The organism is Micromonospora sp. LZ37 (assembly GCF_059359015.1).
Genome location: NZ_JCADBL010000001.1, coordinates 716,322 through 733,644 on the forward strand (window position 1 = coordinate 716,322; position 17,323 = coordinate 733,644).

At 71.9% G+C, this 17,323-nt stretch carries 14 protein-coding genes; 8 read left to right on the top strand and 6 right to left on the bottom strand.

Annotated elements, in window-relative coordinates:
* Position 1 precedes the first annotated feature (1 nt).
* Positions 2 to 1,942, bottom strand: a complete 1,941-nt coding sequence (locus AC5L3Z_RS03385) for a hypothetical protein (protein WP_494839368.1) — start codon at positions 1,940 to 1,942, stop codon at positions 2 to 4.
* A 540-nt stretch (positions 1,943 to 2,482) separates the two neighbouring features.
* Here AC5L3Z_RS03385 and AC5L3Z_RS03390 point away from each other — a divergent pair.
* Positions 2,483 to 4,240: a glycoside hydrolase family 6 protein gene (locus AC5L3Z_RS03390; RefSeq protein WP_494839370.1), complete on the top strand. Its 1,758-nt coding sequence runs from the start codon at positions 2,483 to 2,485 to the stop codon at positions 4,238 to 4,240.
* 132 nt (positions 4,241 to 4,372) lie between these two features.
* Here AC5L3Z_RS03390 and AC5L3Z_RS03395 read toward each other — a convergent pair whose 3' ends face one another.
* The 5 genes from AC5L3Z_RS03395 to AC5L3Z_RS03415 form a co-directional block, all read right to left on the bottom strand.
* Positions 4,373 to 4,759 carry a hypothetical protein gene (locus tag AC5L3Z_RS03395; protein WP_494839372.1) on the bottom strand — a complete coding sequence of 129 codons (387 nt, stop codon included), beginning with the start codon at positions 4,757 to 4,759 and terminating at the stop codon, positions 4,373 to 4,375.
* Positions 4,760 to 4,832: 73 nt separating this feature from the next.
* Positions 4,833 to 5,138 carry a hypothetical protein gene (locus AC5L3Z_RS03400; RefSeq protein WP_494839373.1) on the bottom strand — a complete coding sequence of 102 codons (306 nt, stop codon included), beginning with the start codon at positions 5,136 to 5,138 and terminating at the stop codon, positions 4,833 to 4,835.
* A gap of 31 nt (positions 5,139 to 5,169) precedes the next feature.
* Positions 5,170 to 6,828 (bottom strand): sodium:solute symporter family protein, encoded by a 1,659-nt coding sequence (locus tag AC5L3Z_RS03405; RefSeq protein WP_494839601.1) that lies wholly within the window; start codon positions 6,826 to 6,828, stop codon positions 5,170 to 5,172.
* 117 nt (positions 6,829 to 6,945) lie between these two features.
* Positions 6,946 to 7,899: a hypothetical protein gene (locus AC5L3Z_RS03410; protein ID WP_494839375.1), complete on the bottom strand. Its 954-nt coding sequence runs from the start codon at positions 7,897 to 7,899 to the stop codon at positions 6,946 to 6,948.
* Positions 7,900 to 7,912: 13 nt separating this feature from the next.
* Positions 7,913 to 8,503 carry a hypothetical protein gene (locus AC5L3Z_RS03415; RefSeq protein WP_494839377.1) on the bottom strand — a complete coding sequence of 197 codons (591 nt, stop codon included), beginning with the start codon at positions 8,501 to 8,503 and terminating at the stop codon, positions 7,913 to 7,915.
* Between the two features lie 219 nt (positions 8,504 to 8,722).
* Here AC5L3Z_RS03415 and AC5L3Z_RS03420 point away from each other — a divergent pair, with 219 nt between their 5' ends.
* From AC5L3Z_RS03420 to AC5L3Z_RS03450, 7 genes are all read left to right on the top strand, one after another.
* Positions 8,723 to 10,210, top strand: a complete 1,488-nt coding sequence (locus AC5L3Z_RS03420; RefSeq protein ID WP_494839379.1) for a catalase — start codon at positions 8,723 to 8,725, stop codon at positions 10,208 to 10,210.
* A 215-nt stretch (positions 10,211 to 10,425) separates the two neighbouring features.
* Positions 10,426 to 12,759 carry a sensor histidine kinase gene (locus AC5L3Z_RS03425; protein WP_494839381.1) on the top strand — a complete coding sequence of 778 codons (2,334 nt, stop codon included), beginning with the start codon at positions 10,426 to 10,428 and terminating at the stop codon, positions 12,757 to 12,759.
* A gap of 12 nt (positions 12,760 to 12,771) precedes the next feature.
* A complete protein-coding gene (locus AC5L3Z_RS03430; RefSeq protein ID WP_494839382.1) occupies positions 12,772 to 13,194 on the top strand; it encodes a roadblock/LC7 domain-containing protein in 423 nt (140 codons plus the stop codon).
* Entirely contained in the window at positions 13,184 to 13,567 is a 384-nt protein-coding gene (locus AC5L3Z_RS03435) for a DUF742 domain-containing protein (protein WP_494839384.1), read from the top strand. Before AC5L3Z_RS03430 ends, AC5L3Z_RS03435 begins: the two co-directional genes overlap by 11 nt.
* Positions 13,548 to 14,147: a GTP-binding protein gene (locus AC5L3Z_RS03440; protein ID WP_494839386.1), complete on the top strand. Its 600-nt coding sequence runs from the start codon at positions 13,548 to 13,550 to the stop codon at positions 14,145 to 14,147. Before AC5L3Z_RS03435 ends, AC5L3Z_RS03440 begins: the two co-directional genes overlap by 20 nt.
* Positions 14,148 to 14,279: 132 nt before the next feature.
* A complete protein-coding gene (locus tag AC5L3Z_RS03445; protein WP_494839388.1) occupies positions 14,280 to 15,311 on the top strand; it encodes a lactonase family protein in 1,032 nt (343 codons plus the stop codon).
* A gap of 165 nt (positions 15,312 to 15,476) precedes the next feature.
* Complete coding sequence (locus tag AC5L3Z_RS03450; RefSeq protein WP_494839389.1) at positions 15,477 to 17,210, top strand: substrate-binding domain-containing protein; 1,734 nt, start codon at positions 15,477 to 15,479, stop codon at positions 17,208 to 17,210.
* Positions 17,211 to 17,323: the final 113 nt, after the last annotated feature.

Consider the following 17,323-nt stretch of genomic DNA (forward strand, 5'->3'; position numbering starts at 1 on the left):
ATCAGACGAGCCCATTGGCCCGACGACGCCGCATCAGCACGATGCCACCGAGGGCGGCCGCGCCGATCATGCCCGCACCAGTGGCGGCCATCTCACGGTCGGCCCCGGTGGTGGTCATGCCACCGTCGCCGCCGTCCACGCCACCCTTGGGCAGGACCACCAGCTTGCCCTCGCCGCACGAGCCCTTGAGCTCGTACTCGCCGGGGCGGGCGTCCTTGTCGACCTTGGCCTCGCCGTAGTAGACGAAGTCGAAGTCCCGGTCGTGGTCCCGGTCGCGGTCGCGGTCCCGGTCACGGTCGCGGTCGCGGTCCCGGTCGTAGTCCCGGTCCTTGTGGTCGCGGTCGCGGTCCCGGTCCCGGTCGTGGTCCCGGTCGCGGTCGCGGTCCCGGTCGTGGTCCCGGTCCTTGTGGTCCCAGCCGTCGTGCCGGTCCCAGTAGTCCCGGTCCTTGTGGTCCCGGTCCCGGTCCCGGTCCCGGTCCCGATCGCGGTCGCGGTCCCGGTCGTGGTCGCGGTCCTTGTGGTCCCGGTCCCGGTCGCGGTCCCGATCGCGGTCGCGGTCGCGGTCCTTGTGGTCGCGGTCCCGGTCCCGGTCCCGATCGCGGTCGTGGTCCCGGTCACGGTCCCGGTCGTGGTCGCGGTCGCGGTCCCGGTCCCGGTCGTCCCGGTCCTTGTGGTCGCGGTCGCGGTCACGGTCCCGGTCGTGGTCGCGGTCGCGGTCCCGGTCGTAGTCCCGGTCCTTGTGGTCGCGGTCGCGGTCACGGTCCCGGTCGTGGTCGCGGTCCCGGTCACGGTCCCGGTCACGGTCACGGTCGTCCCGGTCCTTGTGGTCGCGGTCGCGGTCCCGGTCACGGTCCCGGTCGTGGTCGCGGTCGCGGTCCTTGTCGTCGCCGTAGCCGTAGCCGTAGCCGTAGCCGTTGCCGTTGTCGTCGTAGCCGTTGTGGTCGCGGCCCTTGTCGTCGTAGCCGTTGTGGTCGCGGCCCTTGTCGTCGTAGCCGTTGTGGTCGCGGCCCTTGTCGTCGTAGCCGTTGTGGTCGCGGCCCTTGTCGTCGTAGCCGTTGTGGTCGCGGCCCTTGTCGTCGTAGCCGTTGTGGTCGCGGCCCTTGTCGTCGTAGCCGTTGTGGTCGCGGCCCTTGTCGTCGTCGCCGTAGCCGTTGTCGTCGTAGCCGTTGTGGTCGCGGCCCTTGTCGTCGTCGCCGTAGCCGTTGTCGTCGTAGCCGTTGTGGTCGCGGCCCTTGTCGTCGTCGCCGTAGCCGTTGTTGTCGTAGCCGTTGTGGTCGCGGCCCTTGTCGTCGTCGCCGTAGCCGTTGTGGTCGTAGCCGTTGTGGTCGCGGCCCTTGTCGTCGTCGCCGTAGCCGTTGTGGTCGCGGCCCTTGTCGTCGTCGCCGTAGCCGTTGTCGTCGTAACCGTTGTCGTCCCGGTCCGAGCCCTGGTCGGCCATGGCGAAGCCGCCACCCTGGCCGTTCCAGCCGTTGCCGTTGTCCTTGTCGTCCTTGCCGTTGTCGTCCTTCTTGTCGTCCTTCTTGTCGTCCTTCTTGTCGTCCTTGCCGTTCCAGTCCTTGCCCTTGTCGTCCTTGTCCTTGTCGTCCTTCTTGTCGTCCTTGCCGTACTCGTCCTTGTCCTTGTCCTTGTCGTCCTTGCCGTTCCAGTCCTTGCCGTTCCAGTCACCGCGGTCCCCGCGCCGGTCGTCGTCGACCCGCTTCAGGTCGACCTTGCCGGTGACCTTCGACCAGACGTAAGCGTGGTCCTGCTTGTCCTCGCAGACCTCGAGGAACTTGACCTTCTCACCGGGCTTGACGATCTTCGGCTTGGCGTAGACCCTGCCGTCCCGGTCCCTGCCGTCGTGGTGGCCGTCCGCGAACGCGATCCCCGGCGTGAAAACCAGGAGGGACGCGCCACCGAGGGCGGCACCCGCTACGACCTTCCCGAGCATCTTCTTAGCCATGACCTGCGTCACTCCATCCCTGTTGTCCTGAGCCCGACGACAGTCGAGCTATGGCCGACGTTAGACCGTTTCGCGAGCTATCCGGGGAAAGATTCGCGTTTTAGAGTTTGCGGGTGGTGAGGGCGATAGGGGTGCTAGGTGGCTTCTGTGCGGCTTGCGCCCCGCCGCAGGGTCCTTGTCGCCCCGCCGCGCCCTGCGGGCGATGCCCGACGTGACCGGGCGTACGTCCGGGTTTCGAGGGCACATGCGGGTATCGAGGCATTGCCATGGAAGCGCTCCCATGCAAGAATCGCTGCACGCGGTTCGGGGAGCCACACCGCACCGGCAGATGTCGAGGGCAACCGGTCCGACCGGGCGACGTCTGCGTCCGACCACCCCGACCGGGGTCGGTCAGCTCACCACCACCACCGCCCGTCCGTCCGGGGCGGGCAGACCCCGAGACATCCCGTTGGCGCCGAGGTCGTCCCCTTCCGGGCGGTCCGCCGGGCCATTTCGCCGGGCCGTACGCGGATCCGGTCCTCGCCCAAGGAGTTCAGTGGTATGAATCTGTGGAGAAGTCTGTCCGGCCGGCGCCGGGCGCTCGCCCTCACCGGCGCAAGCGTCCTGGTGGCGGGTGGGCTGGTGGCCGTGCCGGTCACCGCGGCGCAGGCCGCGACCCAGTGCAGCGTCGACTACACCACCAGCGACTGGCCTGGTGGCTTCACCGGCACCGTCGTCATCAGGAACCTCGGCGACCCGCTGAGTTCCTGGAACCTCGCCTTCACCTTCCCTGACGGCGGGCAGAAGGTGCAGCAGGGCTGGTCGGCGAAGTGGTCGCAGACCGGCCAGAACGTGACCGCCACGAACGAGTCCTGGAACGGCTCACTGGGCACCGGGGCCAGCACCAGCATCGGCTTCAACGGGGCCTGGAGCGGCAGCAACCCGAAGCCGACCTCGTTCACCCTGAACGGCGTGGTCTGCAACGGCGGCACCCCGACCCCCACTCCGACCAACCCCACGCCGACGCCGACCAACCCACCCCCGACGCCCACCCCGCCGGGCCCGAAGGTGGACAACCCGTACGTCGGGGTGAAGGGGTACGTGAACCCGGAGTGGAAGGCCAAGGCGGACGCCGAGCCCGGCGGTAGCCGGGTCTCGAACAATCCCACCGCCGTCTGGCTGGACCGGATCGCCGCCATCAACGGCACCCCGGACAGCAGCTCCAACGGCGCCTTCGGGGTGCGTGACCACCTGAACGAGGCGCTCAAGCAGGGGGCCGGCTACATCCAGTTCGTGATCTACAACCTGCCGGGCCGGGACTGCGCCGCCCTCGCCTCCAACGGCGAGCTGGGCCCGGACGAGCTGCCCCGTTACAAGGCCGAGTACATCGACCCGATCGCCGCGATCCAGGCCGACCCGAAGTACGCCAGCCTGCGGATCATCAACATCATCGAGATCGACTCGCTGCCCAACCTGGTGACCAACACCTCCGGTCAGCCCGGCGGCACGGCCATGTGTGACACGGTCAAGGCCAACGGCGCGTACGTGAACGGGGTCGGCTACGCCTTGGCCAAGCTGGGCGCGATCGGCAACGTCTACAACTACATCGACGCCGCGCACCACGGCTGGATCGGCTGGGACAGCAACTTCGGCCCGACCGCCGACATGCTGAAGAGCGCGGCCGTCGCCTCCGGCAGCACGGTGAAGAACGTGCACGGCTTCATCGTCAACACCGCGAACTACTCCGCGCTGCGGGAGCCGTACATCAAGATCACCGACACGGTGAACGGCCAGACCGTCCGCCAGTCCAAGTGGATCGACTGGAACTTCTACGTGGACGAGCTCTCGTTCGCCCAGGCGTTCCGCAACAGGCTGGTCTCGACCGGCTTCGACGCCAACATCGGCATGCTCATCGACACCTCCCGCAACGGCTGGGGCGGCGCCGCCCGGCCCACCGGCCCGGGTGCGACGACCGACGTGAACACCTACGTCAACGGTGGGCGCGTCGACCGTCGGATCCACGCCGGCAACTGGTGCAACCAGGCCGGCGCGGGCCTCGGCGAGCGGCCCAAGGCCGCGCCGGAGCCGGGCATCGACGCGTACGTCTGGGTCAAGCCGCCGGGCGAGTCGGACGGCTCCAGCAAGCTCATCCCGAACAACGAGGGCAAGGGCTTCGACCGGATGTGCGACCCGACCTACACCGGCAACGCCCGCAACGGCAACAGCATGAGCGGCGCCCTGCCGAACGCGCCGATCTCCGGCGCCTGGTTCTCCGCACAGTTCCAGGAGCTCATGCGGAACGCCTACCCGGCGCTGTAGGACAGCGACGGTGGGACGGCAAACCCACCTGCCGCGGCAGGAGTGAGGCACTGCCGCGGCGGGTTCCCCAGGCCCCCGACGTGACCGGTACCGGTCACGTCGGGGGCCCCCGGCCATCGGCCGGTACGACGGTCAGGGCACCGTCCGCTCGATCGCCGCCGGGCCCATCTCGGCCAGGTCACGCCGGGCCCGCTCGATGTTCTTCGGCGACAGGTCCTGCCCTCGGGCCTTCACCAGGTCCTCCGGCTCCCACGGCTGCTCGGCGCCGGTGCGGATGTTGTCCCCGCCGGCACCGGTGCCCGTGCCGGTGGCGCCGGTGCCCGCCGCGTACGGGTCGCCGATCAGTTCCTCCGTCGGCGTGCCGCCGGGCTGCTCCCCGGGTGCGGTGAAGGACGGGTTGTCCGGATCGGCGCCGCCGCCGGTGGCCAGCTGCGGCACGGTGGTCTCGTCGTCCACCGCCGCGGCCACCTCCGGGCTCTCCTCCAGCGGCCGGCCGCGGTTCGGGTCACGATCCGTCATGGCGTTGCCCTCCTGTCCCCGACGGTTCTGCGATTTCGCGTACCCCGTCGGGACCGGCCCATGCCGCTGCGGCTCACGCCTTCCGGGCCTCCTCCGTGGTGGGCGGCTCGGCCGGGCGGATCCACTGCCAGGCCAGCATGAGCAGCCCGAAGGCGAGCATCCCCAGGCCGGCCCAGAGGTTGATCCGGACGCCCTGCGCCTTGTCGAGGTCCGCCGCCGAGTCGAAGAGACCGACGAGCCCGACGATCACCCCGTACACGACGAAGAGCCCACCGATGACCCGGCGGATGTCGAACAACCGGGCGGCCGCCGATGCCCGGCGCTCCCGTTCGGTCTCCTCGACCAGCGGGTCGTGCGCCCGCTCGCTGTGGTGCTCCATGTGGTCAGCCTCCTTCTGGTCTGCGTCCGGCTCAGAAGACCGGGATGTAGAGGAGTACGGAGAGGACCAGGGCGATCGCGCCGAGCAGCACGGGGGAGCGCCACCAGACCGCGTCCCCGGCCAGCACGTCGCCCTTGAGGTCCACCCCGCCCATGCCGTAGACGAGCCCTGCCAGCTCCTCGTCCCGCTTGGGCCGGGTGAGCGGGGTGACGATCAGGGCCACCACGGCGACCGTGACGAACGCGATGCCGGCCCCCCAGAAGCTCTCCTCCAGGTCGGAGTTGAAGTGGACGATCCCGCCCTTGTAGAGCAGGTAGGTCGCCAGCGCCGCCAGCGTGCCCGACAGCAGCGACCAGAAACCGGCCAGCGGGCTCATCCGCTTCCAGAACATGCCGATGATGAAGGTCGCGAAGAGCGGCGCGTTGAACAGCGAGAAGAGCGTCTGGATGTAGTTCATGATGTTGCTGAAGCCGGCGGCGATGAACGCCGTGCCGATGCCGACCACCACGCCGAGCACCGTGGCCAGCCGCCCGATCCGCAGGTAGTACTCGTCCGAGCGGTCCCGGCGCACGTACGCCTGCCAGATGTCGTACGTGAAGACGGTGTTGAAGCCGCTGACGTTGGCGGCCATGCCGGCCATGAACGAGGCGACCAGGCCGGTCACCGCGATCCCGAGCACCCCGTTGGGCAGCAGGTCGCGCATCAGCAGCGGGATCGCGTTGTTGTAGACCAGGTCGCCCTCCTCGGCGCCCAGCCCCTTCACCGTCGCCAGCGCGATCAGGCCGGGAATCACGGTGACCGCCGGGATGAGCAGCTTCGGGTACGCGGCGATGATCGGCGTACGCCGGGCGGCGCTCATGTTCCGCGCCGACAGGGCCCGCTGCACCTCGGCGAAGTTGGTGGTCCAGTAGCCGAAGGAGAGCACGAAGCCGAGCCCGAAGACGATGCCCAGCCAGTGCGCGCCGAGCGGGTTGCCGGTGCTGCCGGTGCCCTCCCAGGCGTGCAGGCCGGCCTCGCCGAGCTCCGAGTCGCGGACCGCGTCCATCAGGCCGGACACCCCGCCGACCTTGACCAGCCCGAGCACGGTGATCGGCACCAGCCCGGCCACGATCACGAAGAACTGGAGCACCTCGTTGTAGATCGCGCCGGAGAGCCCACCGACGGTGATGTACGCCAGCACGATCGCCGCGCCCACCACGATGGCGAACCAGAGCGGCCAGCCGAGCAGCGCCTGCATGATCAGCGCCAGCGCGTACAGGTTGACCCCGGCGATGAGCACCTGCGCCAGGGCGAAGCTGATCGCGTTGAGCAGGTGGGTGGGGCGGTTGAAGCGCAGCCGGAGGTATTCGGGGACGCTGCGGACCCGGGAGCCGTAGTAGAAGGGCATCATCACGATGCCCAGGAAGACCATCGCCGGGACGGCGCCGATCCAGTAGTAGTGGACGGTCATCATGCCGTACTGGGCGCCGTTGGCGGCCATCCCGATGATCTCGAGCGCGCCGAGGTTCGCCGAGACGAAGGCCAGGCCGGTCACCCAGGCCGGCAGGGACCGCCCGGAGAGGAAGAAGTCGACGCTGGTTTTGATCGCCCGGCGGGCGGCGAAGCCGACCCCGAGCACGGTGACGAAGTAGAGCGCCAGGATTCCGTAATCCAGCGCGTTCATGTTGAGTCGAAGACCGTCGCCGCCCATCCCGTCACCCTTCATCGAGAGCCTTGCGTGGGCGCGCTACTACCCCTGGCCGCCGAATTTCATGCTGTGACGCGCGACGCCCCGGCCACCGTGGTGGCCGGGGCGCCGCGGGGCAGGTCAGCGGCCCAGTACGCGGTCCAGGAAGTCGCGGTACTGCCGGACGGCCACCCGGAGCTGTTCGGTGTCCGCGGAACCGGCGTCCTGCCAGCCGCCCAGCTTCGCCTTCTGCGCGGCGAGCGCCGAGGAGAGCGCCTGGATGGCCTCCTCGACCAGCGACTGGGCCTCCCCGGCGGCCGCCCGCGGGTCGTCGACGAACCGGAGTTGGACGTCGCGCCACCGGTCCCGGAAGCTCTGCGCGGTGTCGTCGTCGAAGAGCGTCGCGGCGTGGGCCGGCACCGGAGCGCCGGCCGACAGGCCCGCCGCCCCGACGCCGGCCGCGGCCGCGGTGGCGCCACCCCCGGGGGCCTCGGCGTCCGGGTCGACCATCGCCGGGGTGGCGCTGCCGTACCCGGCCGCGCCGGCCACCACCGCCTCGTCGTCCCGCCGTACCGGCGCCGCGCGGTCCGCGCGGTCGTGGCCCAGGCCGGCGGCGTGCTCCGACGCCCAGCGCTGCCGGTCGTGGATCCGGTCCGCCGCCGTCGGGTCGGCCCGCTCGTCGTCGAAGGGCCCGGTCCGCCCCGGGGCGCCGTCCCCGGGCGCCACGGTGTCCTCGCCCCGGGCGTCCCGTTCGTCCTCGGGTCGCCCGCTGGCCAGGGCCGACGCGGCGACCGCGTCGCCCACCGAGGCCGCCCCGAAGGTGGTCGGCAGCGGCGCCGGCTCGTGGAACTCGGGCCCGCGGTCACCGCCGCGCCGCGCGTCGTCGCGGTCGGCGTCCCGGACGTCGTACGGGCGGGTGTCGTCCGCCGCCCGGGGGTCGTCGAAGGTGCCCCGGTCGTCGAGGACGTCCTCGGGTACGTCGGCGCGCCCGTCCCGGTCGGTCCGCGACGCCTCGTCGGCTGGCGGCGGGACGGCCACCGGCGCGGACCGGACGACCTCCGGTCGGTCGTTGTTGACCTGCTCTTCCTGGCGCATGGTGGCGGTCTCCTCAACGGCTCGTGACGTCGTGCGAACTGTCCGGGCGGCGCTGCTCCGGCCGGTGCCCGACCGGCTCCTCGCCGAGCAGGTCGGCGAAGAGGGCGCGGTAGTGGACGACGGCCTGGCGGAGCTCCTCGGTGCTGGCCTCGCCCCGGTCGGTGCGCAGCCGGATCTCGTGCGCATCGCGGTAGTTGGTGAGGGTGCGGGCGTGGTCGACGGAGAGGTGGGCGATCTGGTCGGAGAAGTCCCCGGTGGGGTAGCCGCGCTCGGCGATCAGCCGACTGACCAGTTCGTCGGCGTCGCTGACGGTCTCGGCGGGGGAATCGATGAAGCGGACCTGGAGCTCCTCCCAGGCGGCCGCGTAGCGGGCCCGTGCCTCGGGGGCGAGCGGGGTGAGTTCGAGTTCCGCGTGCCGGCGTTCCCGGTCACGCAGTTCCCGCTCGGCCTCGGCGCGGCTCTCCCGCTCCGCGACGACCCGGTCGTACTCCGGGCCGAAGCGCTGCTTGAGCGCGCGCCGACGGCCGGCCACGACGGCCAGGGCGACCAGCGCCGCGACGACCAGTACGACGAGAACCAGAACGACTATCTGCGTGGGCGACATGGCTCCTCCTTCGCCACCGGTATTCCCTCCGTCCACTGATCGCCAATCCCGATCCCACCGACTTTCCTGGTCCGTTCCGGTACCCGGGATCCGGCTGGGCATGGCGGGGCCCGCCGGACGACCGTCCGGACAGAAATTGACTCATTCCAGAAGACCCGCTTGGGTGTGGGTGCGGGGCGATCGCGACACCCACCGCCAGCACCGATCAGGAGGAGAGCGATGAGCGACCAGGCCGACAAGCCGATCCTCACCACCCGCCAGGGTCACCCGGTGCGCAACAACCAGCAGCAGCGGACGGTCGGTTCCCGCGGCCCGGCCACGCTGGAGAACTACCACTTCCTGGAGAAGATCAGCCACTTCGACCGGGAGCGGATCCCGGAGCGGGTGGTGCACGCCCGCGGCTTCGTCGCGCACGGCGAGTTCGAGGCGTACGGGTCGATCGGTGGCGAGCCGGCCTCGACGTACACCCGGGCCAAGCTCTTCCAGACCCGGGGCGGGAAGACTCCGGTGTCTGTTCGCTTCTCCACCGTCATCGGTGGCCGGGACTCCTCCGAGGCGGCCCGCGACCCGCGCGGCTTCGCGGTCAAGTTCCGCACCGAGGACGGCAACTGGGACCTGGTCGGCAACAACCTGCCGGTCTTCTTCATCCGGGACGCGATCAAGTTCCCGGACGTGATCCATGCGCTGAAGCCGGACCCGGTCACGCACCGCCAGGAGCCGAACCGGATCTTCGACTTCATGTCGAACACGCCGGAGTCGATGCACATGCTGACCTGGCTGTTCAGCCCGCGCGGCATCCCGGCCAACTACCGCACGCAGGACGGCTTCGGGGTGAACACCTACCGGATGGTCAACGCCGCCGGTGAGGGTGTGCTGGTCAAGTACCACTGGAAGTCGCGGCAGGGCGTCGAGTCGCTGACCGAGGAGCAGGCCGCCGCCATCCAGGCCACCGAGCTGGGGCACGCCTCGAAGGACTGCTACGAGGCGATCGAGCGCGGCGAGTACCCGCAGTGGGAGCTCAACGTCCAGATCATGAGCGACGACGAGCACCCCGAGCTGGACTTCGACCCGCTGGACGACACCAAGACCTGGCCGGAGGACGCCTTCCCGCTGCGCCCGGTCGGCCTGATGACGATCAACCGCAACGTCACCAACTTCCACAACGAGAACGAGCAGATCGCCTTCGGCGCCGGTGTGCTGGTGGACGGGCTGGACTTCTCCGACGACAAGATGCTCGTCGGCCGGACGTTCTCCTACTCGGACACCCAGCGCTACCGGGTCGGTCCGAACTACCTCCAGCTGCCGGTCAACGCGCCACGGGAGGACGTCCGGGTCAGCACCAACCAGGACGGCGGCCAGATGTCGTACGGCGTGGACGACCGGGGCGCCAACCCGCACATCAACTTCGAGCCGTCCTCCGTCGCCGGGCTCCGGGAGGCCGACGAGTCCTACCGGGAGTATCGCCCGTTCGTCTCCGGTCAGGTCGTGCGCGCGCCGATCGAGCGGCAGAACAACTACGGTCAGGCCGGCGAGCGCTTCCGCACCATGCCGGAGTGGGAGCGCGACGACCTGGTCAAGAACATGATCAATCTGCTGGGCCAGTGCGACAAGCACATCCGGGAGAAGATGGTCTGGCACTTCAGCCAGTGCGACGAGGGCTACGGCCGTCGGGTCGCCGAGGGGCTCGACCTCTCCGCCACGGGCTGACCAGCCGTACCCGAACGCCCCGCCGGCCCATGGGCGACCGGTCTGTCCCGGATCCGACTCCATCCACAGTAGTTACCGATGGACGGACGGTAGTGCTCCGGCGCGGGATTACGTATCCTGCCCAAGGCGCCCGCGCCGGTGCCCCCGGCGCCGAGGCCGGGCGCTGCCCGGCCGGTGCCGGCGCCTCCGCTGCCACCCCTTCCGGGCGAGGACTCATGAAGACCCGCGACTGGCCGATCCGCGCCAAGCTGACCGCCCTGGTCGTCACCCCGGTGGCCGCCCTGCTGGCACTCTGGATCTTCGCCACCACGCTCACCTTCGGCCCGGCGCTGGACCTGCTCTCCGCGCGGACCCTCCTCTACGACCTCGGACGCCCCGGCGAGCGGGTGGTCGCCGAACTCCAACGGGAACGCCGGATCTCCGTGGTCCGGCTCGCCGGGGCGGCCGTCCAGCCCGCCCTGACCGAGCAGCGGCGGCGCACCGACGCGGCGGTCGCCGAGCTGCGCCGCCGGATCGGCGGCGAGCGGCTGCGCGACGCGGCCGGCGATCTGCTCGACGCCCGGCTCGACAACCTGCTCTCCGCCCTGGACGCGCTCCCCGCCGGCCGCGGCTTCATCGACCGCCGGGAGGTCGACCGGGCCGGCGCCATCGGGCTCTACACCGGCATGGTCACCTCGGCCTTCCAGACCTTCTCGGCGATGGCCACCCTGCCCGACCAGCAACTCAACCGGGAGGCGCTCGCCCTCACCGCGCTCGGCCGCTCCCGTGAGCTGCTCAACCAGGGCGACGCGCTGCTGGCCGGGGCGTTCACCGCCGGGCGGTACGCCGAGGACGAGCACCAGCGGCTGGTCCAGACCATCGGCAACGAGCGGTTCCTCACCGAGCTGGCGGTGGCCGACCTGCCCGCCGCGGACCGCAGCGCCTATCAGCGCCTGACCGAGGGCGAGGAGTTCGTCCGACTGCGCACCATGCAGGAGCGGCTGCTGCGGGCCGACCCGTCCGGCCGGCCGCCGATCGACGCCCGGGCCTGGCAGGCCAGCCACGACGCCGTCCAACAGCGGCTGCGGGACTTCGAGTTGAGCGAGGCCGACGGGCTGACCGACCGCACCGTGCCGGTGGCGGTGGGCGTCCTGGTCCGGCTCGGCGTCGCCGGGCTCCTCGGGCTGCTCGCGGTCGTGGTCTCGGTGCTGGTCGCGGTCCGGGTGGGGCGTACCCTGGCCCGCCGGCTGACCGGGGTGCGGACGGCGGCGCTGGAGATGGCCGAGCAGCGCCTGCCCGACGTGGTGGCCCGGCTGCGCCGCGGCGAGGCGGTGGACGTCGCCCGCGAGGCCCCGCCGCTGGAGTACGGCCGTGACGAGATCGGCGAGGTCGGACGGGCCTTCAACGAGGTACGCCGCACGGCGGTCCAGGCGGCGGTCGACGAGGTGACCCTGCGGCGCGGCCTCAACGAGGTCTTCCTCAACCTCGCCCGACGCAGCCAGGGGCTGGTGCACCGGCAGTTGGCCCTGCTGGACCGGATGGAGCGGCGGAGCGAGGACCCGGACGAGCTGGCCGAGCTGTTCCAGGTCGACCACCTGGCGACCCGGTTGCGACGGCACGCGGAGGACCTGGTCATCCTCGCCGGGGCGGCCCCCGGCCGGGGCTGGCGGCAACCGGTCGCCGTGCTGGACGTGGTGCGGGGCGCGGTCTCCGAGGTGGAGGCGTACGACCGGGTGGAGATCGGCGCGCTGCCGCCGGCCGGCGTGGCCGGTCGCGGGGTCGCCGACGTCATCCACCTGCTCGCCGAGCTGATCGAGAACGCCACCACCTTCTCGCCGCCGGAGACCCGGGTGGAGATCACCGGCGAGCCGACCCCCGAGGGATACCTCGTGCACGTCACCGACCACGGCCTGGGCATGTCCGCCCCGGCGATGGAGGAGGCCAACCGGCGGCTGGCCCGGGCGCCGGAGTTCGACCCGACCGACAGCGCCCGGCTCGGCCACTTCGTGGTGGCCCGGCTCGCCGCCCGGCACGACGTCCGGGTCACCCTCCGCGCCGGGCCGACCGGCGGCACGACCGCCGTCGTCCTGGTCCCGGCCGACCTGGTCACCGCCGAGCCGCAGCCGGCCGCCCCCGACCCGACGCAGCGGGGGTCGGTGACCCGGCTGGCCACCCTGCCCCGACCCCGGACCACCCGCACCACCCGGGAGCGGGCCGATCAGACGGTGCTGCCGTTCGCGCCGGCCCGGGCCGCCGCGACGGAGGCCGCCCCCGACGGCGACGGCCTGCCCCGCCGGGTCCGCCGGCGGGGACCCGCCGCCCGCCCCCGCCAGCAGGCCGGCGAGGCCCCGACGGCCCGCTCGCCGGAGGAGGTACGCCGGCAGATGGCCGCGCTCCAGGCGGGCACCGCCCGGGGCCGGCGCGACGGCGCGGTGGTCCGGCCGGTGCCGTCCGGGCCGAACGACACCCCGGCCCCGGGCGGCGGCCGCCCCGAGGGGCGGGACGTGCCGACGCCACCCCCGCCACCGGGTGACCCGGTGGCGGCCCCCCGATCCCCCGACCGCGACTGAGAGGGACATCCAGTGGTGGAAACGACGAGGCGGAGCGCCGATCTCGGCTGGCTGCTCGACGATCTGGTGGAACGCGTGCCGGCGGCCCGGGAGGCCGTGGTGCTCTCGGCCGACGGCCTGTTGCTCGGCGCCTCCGCCGAGCTGGGCCGGGACGACGCGGAACACCTCTGCGCGCTGGCGTCCGGCTTCTCCAGCCTGGCCAAGGGCGCCAGCCGGCACCTCGACGCCGGCGGGGTGCGGCAGACCATGGTGGAGCTGGAGTCGGCGTACCTGTTCGTGACCGCCGCCGGGCAGGGCGCCTGCCTGGCCGTGGTCTGCGCGGCCGACGCGGACATCGGCCTGGTGGCGTACGAGATGGCGATGCTGGTCATCCGGGTGGGCGAGAACCTCACCGCGCCGACCCGGTCGGCGGCGGGAGTAGCCGATGCGGGCTGAGCCGCCGGGCCCGCGGCACGAGTGGCTGGACGGCGCCGCCGGACCGGTCGTCCGCCCGTACACCCTCACCGGCGGCCGGGTGCGGGCGGCGAAGGGCTTCGACCTGGTCGCCTTCGTCCTCGCGGCGCCCGGCGCCGACCCGGCCGGCCAGCGCGGCCTGCAACCGGAGCACCGGCGCCTGGTCGAGTGCGCCCGCCGCCCCGCCGCGGTGGCGGACCTCGCCGCCGACCTGGACCTCGCGGTGGGCGTGGTCCGGGTCCTCCTCGGCGACCTTCTCGCCCGGGGGCTCGTCGCGGTGCACCAGCCGCCGGCCGCCGGAGCACCCGACAACGACATCCTCAAGGCGGTGGTCAGTGGACTACGTGCGCTCTGACCGGGACCACTCCCGGCCCCGGTTGCCGCTGGCTCTCAAGATCCTCATCGCCGGCGGCTTCGGCGCCGGCAAGACGACGCTGGTCAGCGCGTTGAGCGAGGTCCGACCGTTGCAGACCGAGGAGGTCCTGACCGACGCCGGCATCGGCACCGACGACCTCTCCGGGGTGGAGGCGAAGTCGACCACCACGGTGGCGATGGACTTCGGCCGGATCACCATCAACGAGGACCTCCAGCTCTACCTCTTCGGCACGCCCGGTCAGGACCGGTTCTGGTTCCTCTGGGACGAGCTGGCCTTCGGCGCGCTCGGCGCGGTGGTGCTCGCCGACACCCGCCGGCTGGCCGACTGCTTCCCGTCCATCGACTACTTCGAGCAGCGGGGCATCCCGTTCGTGGTGGGGGTCAACTGCTTCGACGACGCCCGCCGGTTCGGCGCCGAGGCGGTGCGGCAGGCGCTGGACCTCGATCCGGAGGTGCCGGTGGTGCTCTGCGACGCGCGGGACCGCCAGTCCGCGAAGCTGGTGCTGATCTCACTGGTCGAGCACGTCGCCCGGCAGCGGGGCGAACCCGTCCCGGCGTGACCGCCGGCCGGCGGGTGACGCACCGGCCGGCCGGCGCGGCGGCGGAGAAATCCGGGAAAACAGGTCTAACCGCCGGGTACGCCGGGAAGCCTCTGGTTGGATCGACGGCAGAATCGGCGGAGGGGTGGATCGGTGACGGCAACGATCGTCCACATCGGGGGTTACACGGCGGCTGGCGGCGGACGGGGCGACGGCATCGTCGCCGCCCGCCGGGACCCGCGGACGGGGGCGCTGACCCCGCTCGGCACCGTCGCGGTCACCCCGTCCCCGTCCTTCCTCGTCCGGCACCCCACCCTGCCGGTGCTGTACGCGGTCAACGAGCTACCGGAGGGGGAGGTCAGCGCCTTCCGGACGGGGGAGCGGGGCGAGCTGACCCCGCTGGGCGTCCGCCCGACCGGCGGCGCCGAGCCCTGTCACCTGGCGGTCGCGCCGGACGGCCGGCACCTCTTCGTGGCCAACTACGGCGGCGGCAGCGTGGCCGTCTTCCCGCTGGATCCGGCGGGCGTGCCCGGCGAGCGCAGCGACCTCGTCGTGCACCAGGGGCACGGCCCGGACCCGGAGCGCCAGGAGAAGGCGCACACCCACATGGTCTCCCCGGACCCGGCAGGCGGGCCGCTGCTCGCCGTCGACCTGGGCACCGACTCGGTCTACCGGTACGACCTGGACGCCGCCTCCGGCCGGCTGGTGCCCCGCGCGCCCCAGGTCCGTACCGCCCCCGGCACCGGGCCGCGGCACCTGGCGCGGCACCCGGACGGACGGCGCTGCTGGCTGGCGGGGGAGCTCGACGGGACGGTCACGGCGTACGAGCTGACCCCGGAGGGCGCGCTGCACCAGCGGGGGCGGGTGGATGCCAGCGAGCGGGCGGGCCACGTCCAGCCCTCGGAGATCGCCGTCGGCCCGGACGGCCGGTTCCTCTACGTCGGCATCCGCGGGGTGGGCACCGTGTCGGTCTTCGCGCTGGACGGGGAGCTGCCCCGACTGGTGGCGGAGGTGGCGACGGGCGGGGAGTGGCCGCGGCACTTCGTGCTGACCGGGGAGCACCTCTACGTCGCGGACGAGCGGGCCGACATGGTCCGGGTGTTCTGGGTCGACCCCGACTCGGGCGTGCCGGAGGCGGTCGGCGAACCGGTTCCGGTACCGAGCCCCACCTGCGTCCTGCCCTGAAAAGTCACCGTCCGATGTGGATGGCGACCACTGGGCGGCACTGAACGGTCACGCAAAGTGGCAAAACCGCGATCAACTGTATCTCCTGCGTAACTTTCGTCCGAACGGTTGTGGCAGTAAGCGAACGAGATACGCAAGATGGTCAGCGTGTCTGGCCGCCATCGCATGCGTTCAAGTATCCGGGGAGCAGGAGCCGCAGCTGCGGCGACCGCTCTCGTCGTCGTGGTCTCCGGGTCGTGGTTCGGGTACCAGCAGCTGGCCGGGCCATCCTGCTCCGGGGAGATTCAGCTCTCCGTCGCGGTCGCTCCCGAGCTGGAGCCGGCCGTCCGCTCCGCCGCCGACGGCTGGCACGGCGCGGCGGTGGGCGGCACCTGTATCAAGGTGAACGTCGCCGCCTCCGAGTCGGTCGACGTGGCGGCCGCCGTAGCCAGCAAGCACGGCGCCACCCTCGCCGGTGTCGGCCAGGCGAGCGGCACCGCGATCACCCCGGACGTCTGGGTGCCCGACTCCTCGACCTGGCTGCTGCGCCTGAAGAACGGCGGCGCGACCGCCTTCGCCCCGGCCAACGGCGCGTCGATCGCCCGCAGCCCGGTGGTGGTCGCCATGCCGGAGCCGGTCGCCTCGCGGTTCGGTTGGCCGGACAAGAAGCTCACCTGGACCGACCTGCTGCGCTCGGTCACCAGCGACAGGCCGGTGCGGGCCGGGATCGTCGAGCCGACCCAGGACGCGGCCGGCCTGTCCGGGCTGCTCTCGCTGACCGCCGCGGCGGGCAGCGCCGGTGGCGACACCCAGAAGGCCACCACCGGCGCGCTGCGCGCGTTGGCCATAGGGCGTTCCTCGCTCCGCAAGGACCTGCTGGCCCGCTTCCCCCGGGCCAACGACGCGACCGCCATCGCGAACGGCCTCGGCGCCGCGGCGCTGTCCGAGAAGGACGTGATGGCGTACAACGGCACCAAGCCGCCGATCCCGCTGGCCGCGCTCTACCTCGAACCGTCGCCGATGCCGCTGGACTACCCGTACGCGGTGCTGCCCGGCATCGAGCCGGCCAAGGCGTCGGCCGCCCGGGTGCTCTACGAGCTGCTGACCACGCAGGGTTTCAAGAACCGGCTGGCCGCGCAGTCGCTGCGCGCGCCGGACGGCAACTGGGGTGAAGGTTTCAAGGCGCTGCCGGGTGCGCCCAGCCCGGCCGGCGGTCAGGCGACGGTGCCGCCGGCGGGTGTCGGCGCGGCGGGCGGCCTGGATCCGGTCGCGATAGACCGTGCGGTCTCCGGCTGGTCCATCGCCACCCAGTCCGGTCGGATGCTCTGCGTCATCGACGTCTCCGGCTCGATGAAGGCGCCGGTGCCGTCCGCCAACAACGCCACCCGCGAGCAGGTCACGGTGGCCGCGGCGAGCCGGGGCCTGAACCTCTTCGACGACTCCTGGTCGATCGGCCTCTGGACCTTCTCCACCAACCTGCGCGGCTCGCAGGACTGGGTGCAGCTGGTCCCGATAAACCCGCTGTCGAGCAACCGGAGCCGGCTGGAGCAGGGCCTCTCCGGGATCAGCCCGTCGAAGGGCAACACCGGCCTGTACGACACCATGCTGGCGGCGTACGAGACGGTCCAGGAGAACTGGGAGCCCGGCCGGGTCAACTCGGTGGTGCTCTTCACCGACGGCAAGAACGACGACAAGGACGGCCTGTCCCAGGCCCAGCTGATCAGCAAGCTCAAGCAGTTGGCCGATCCGGAGCGGCCGGTCCAGGTGGTCATCATCGGCATCGGCAGCGAGGTCTCCAAGGCCGAGCTGAAGTCGATCACCGACGTCACCGGTGGCGCGCCCTTCGTCACCGAGGACCCGACGAAGATCGGTGACATCTTCCTGAAGGCGATCGCGCTGCGTCCGAACGCGCCTCGCTGAGTCACGAGTCAGTGCGGGTGGACCGCCGTGCCGGACAATCCGGTGCGGCGGTTCGCATTTGAGGAATTCTCCGGGCGAGCAAACTGACGGTAATACGTCGGAAGCAATCGGTG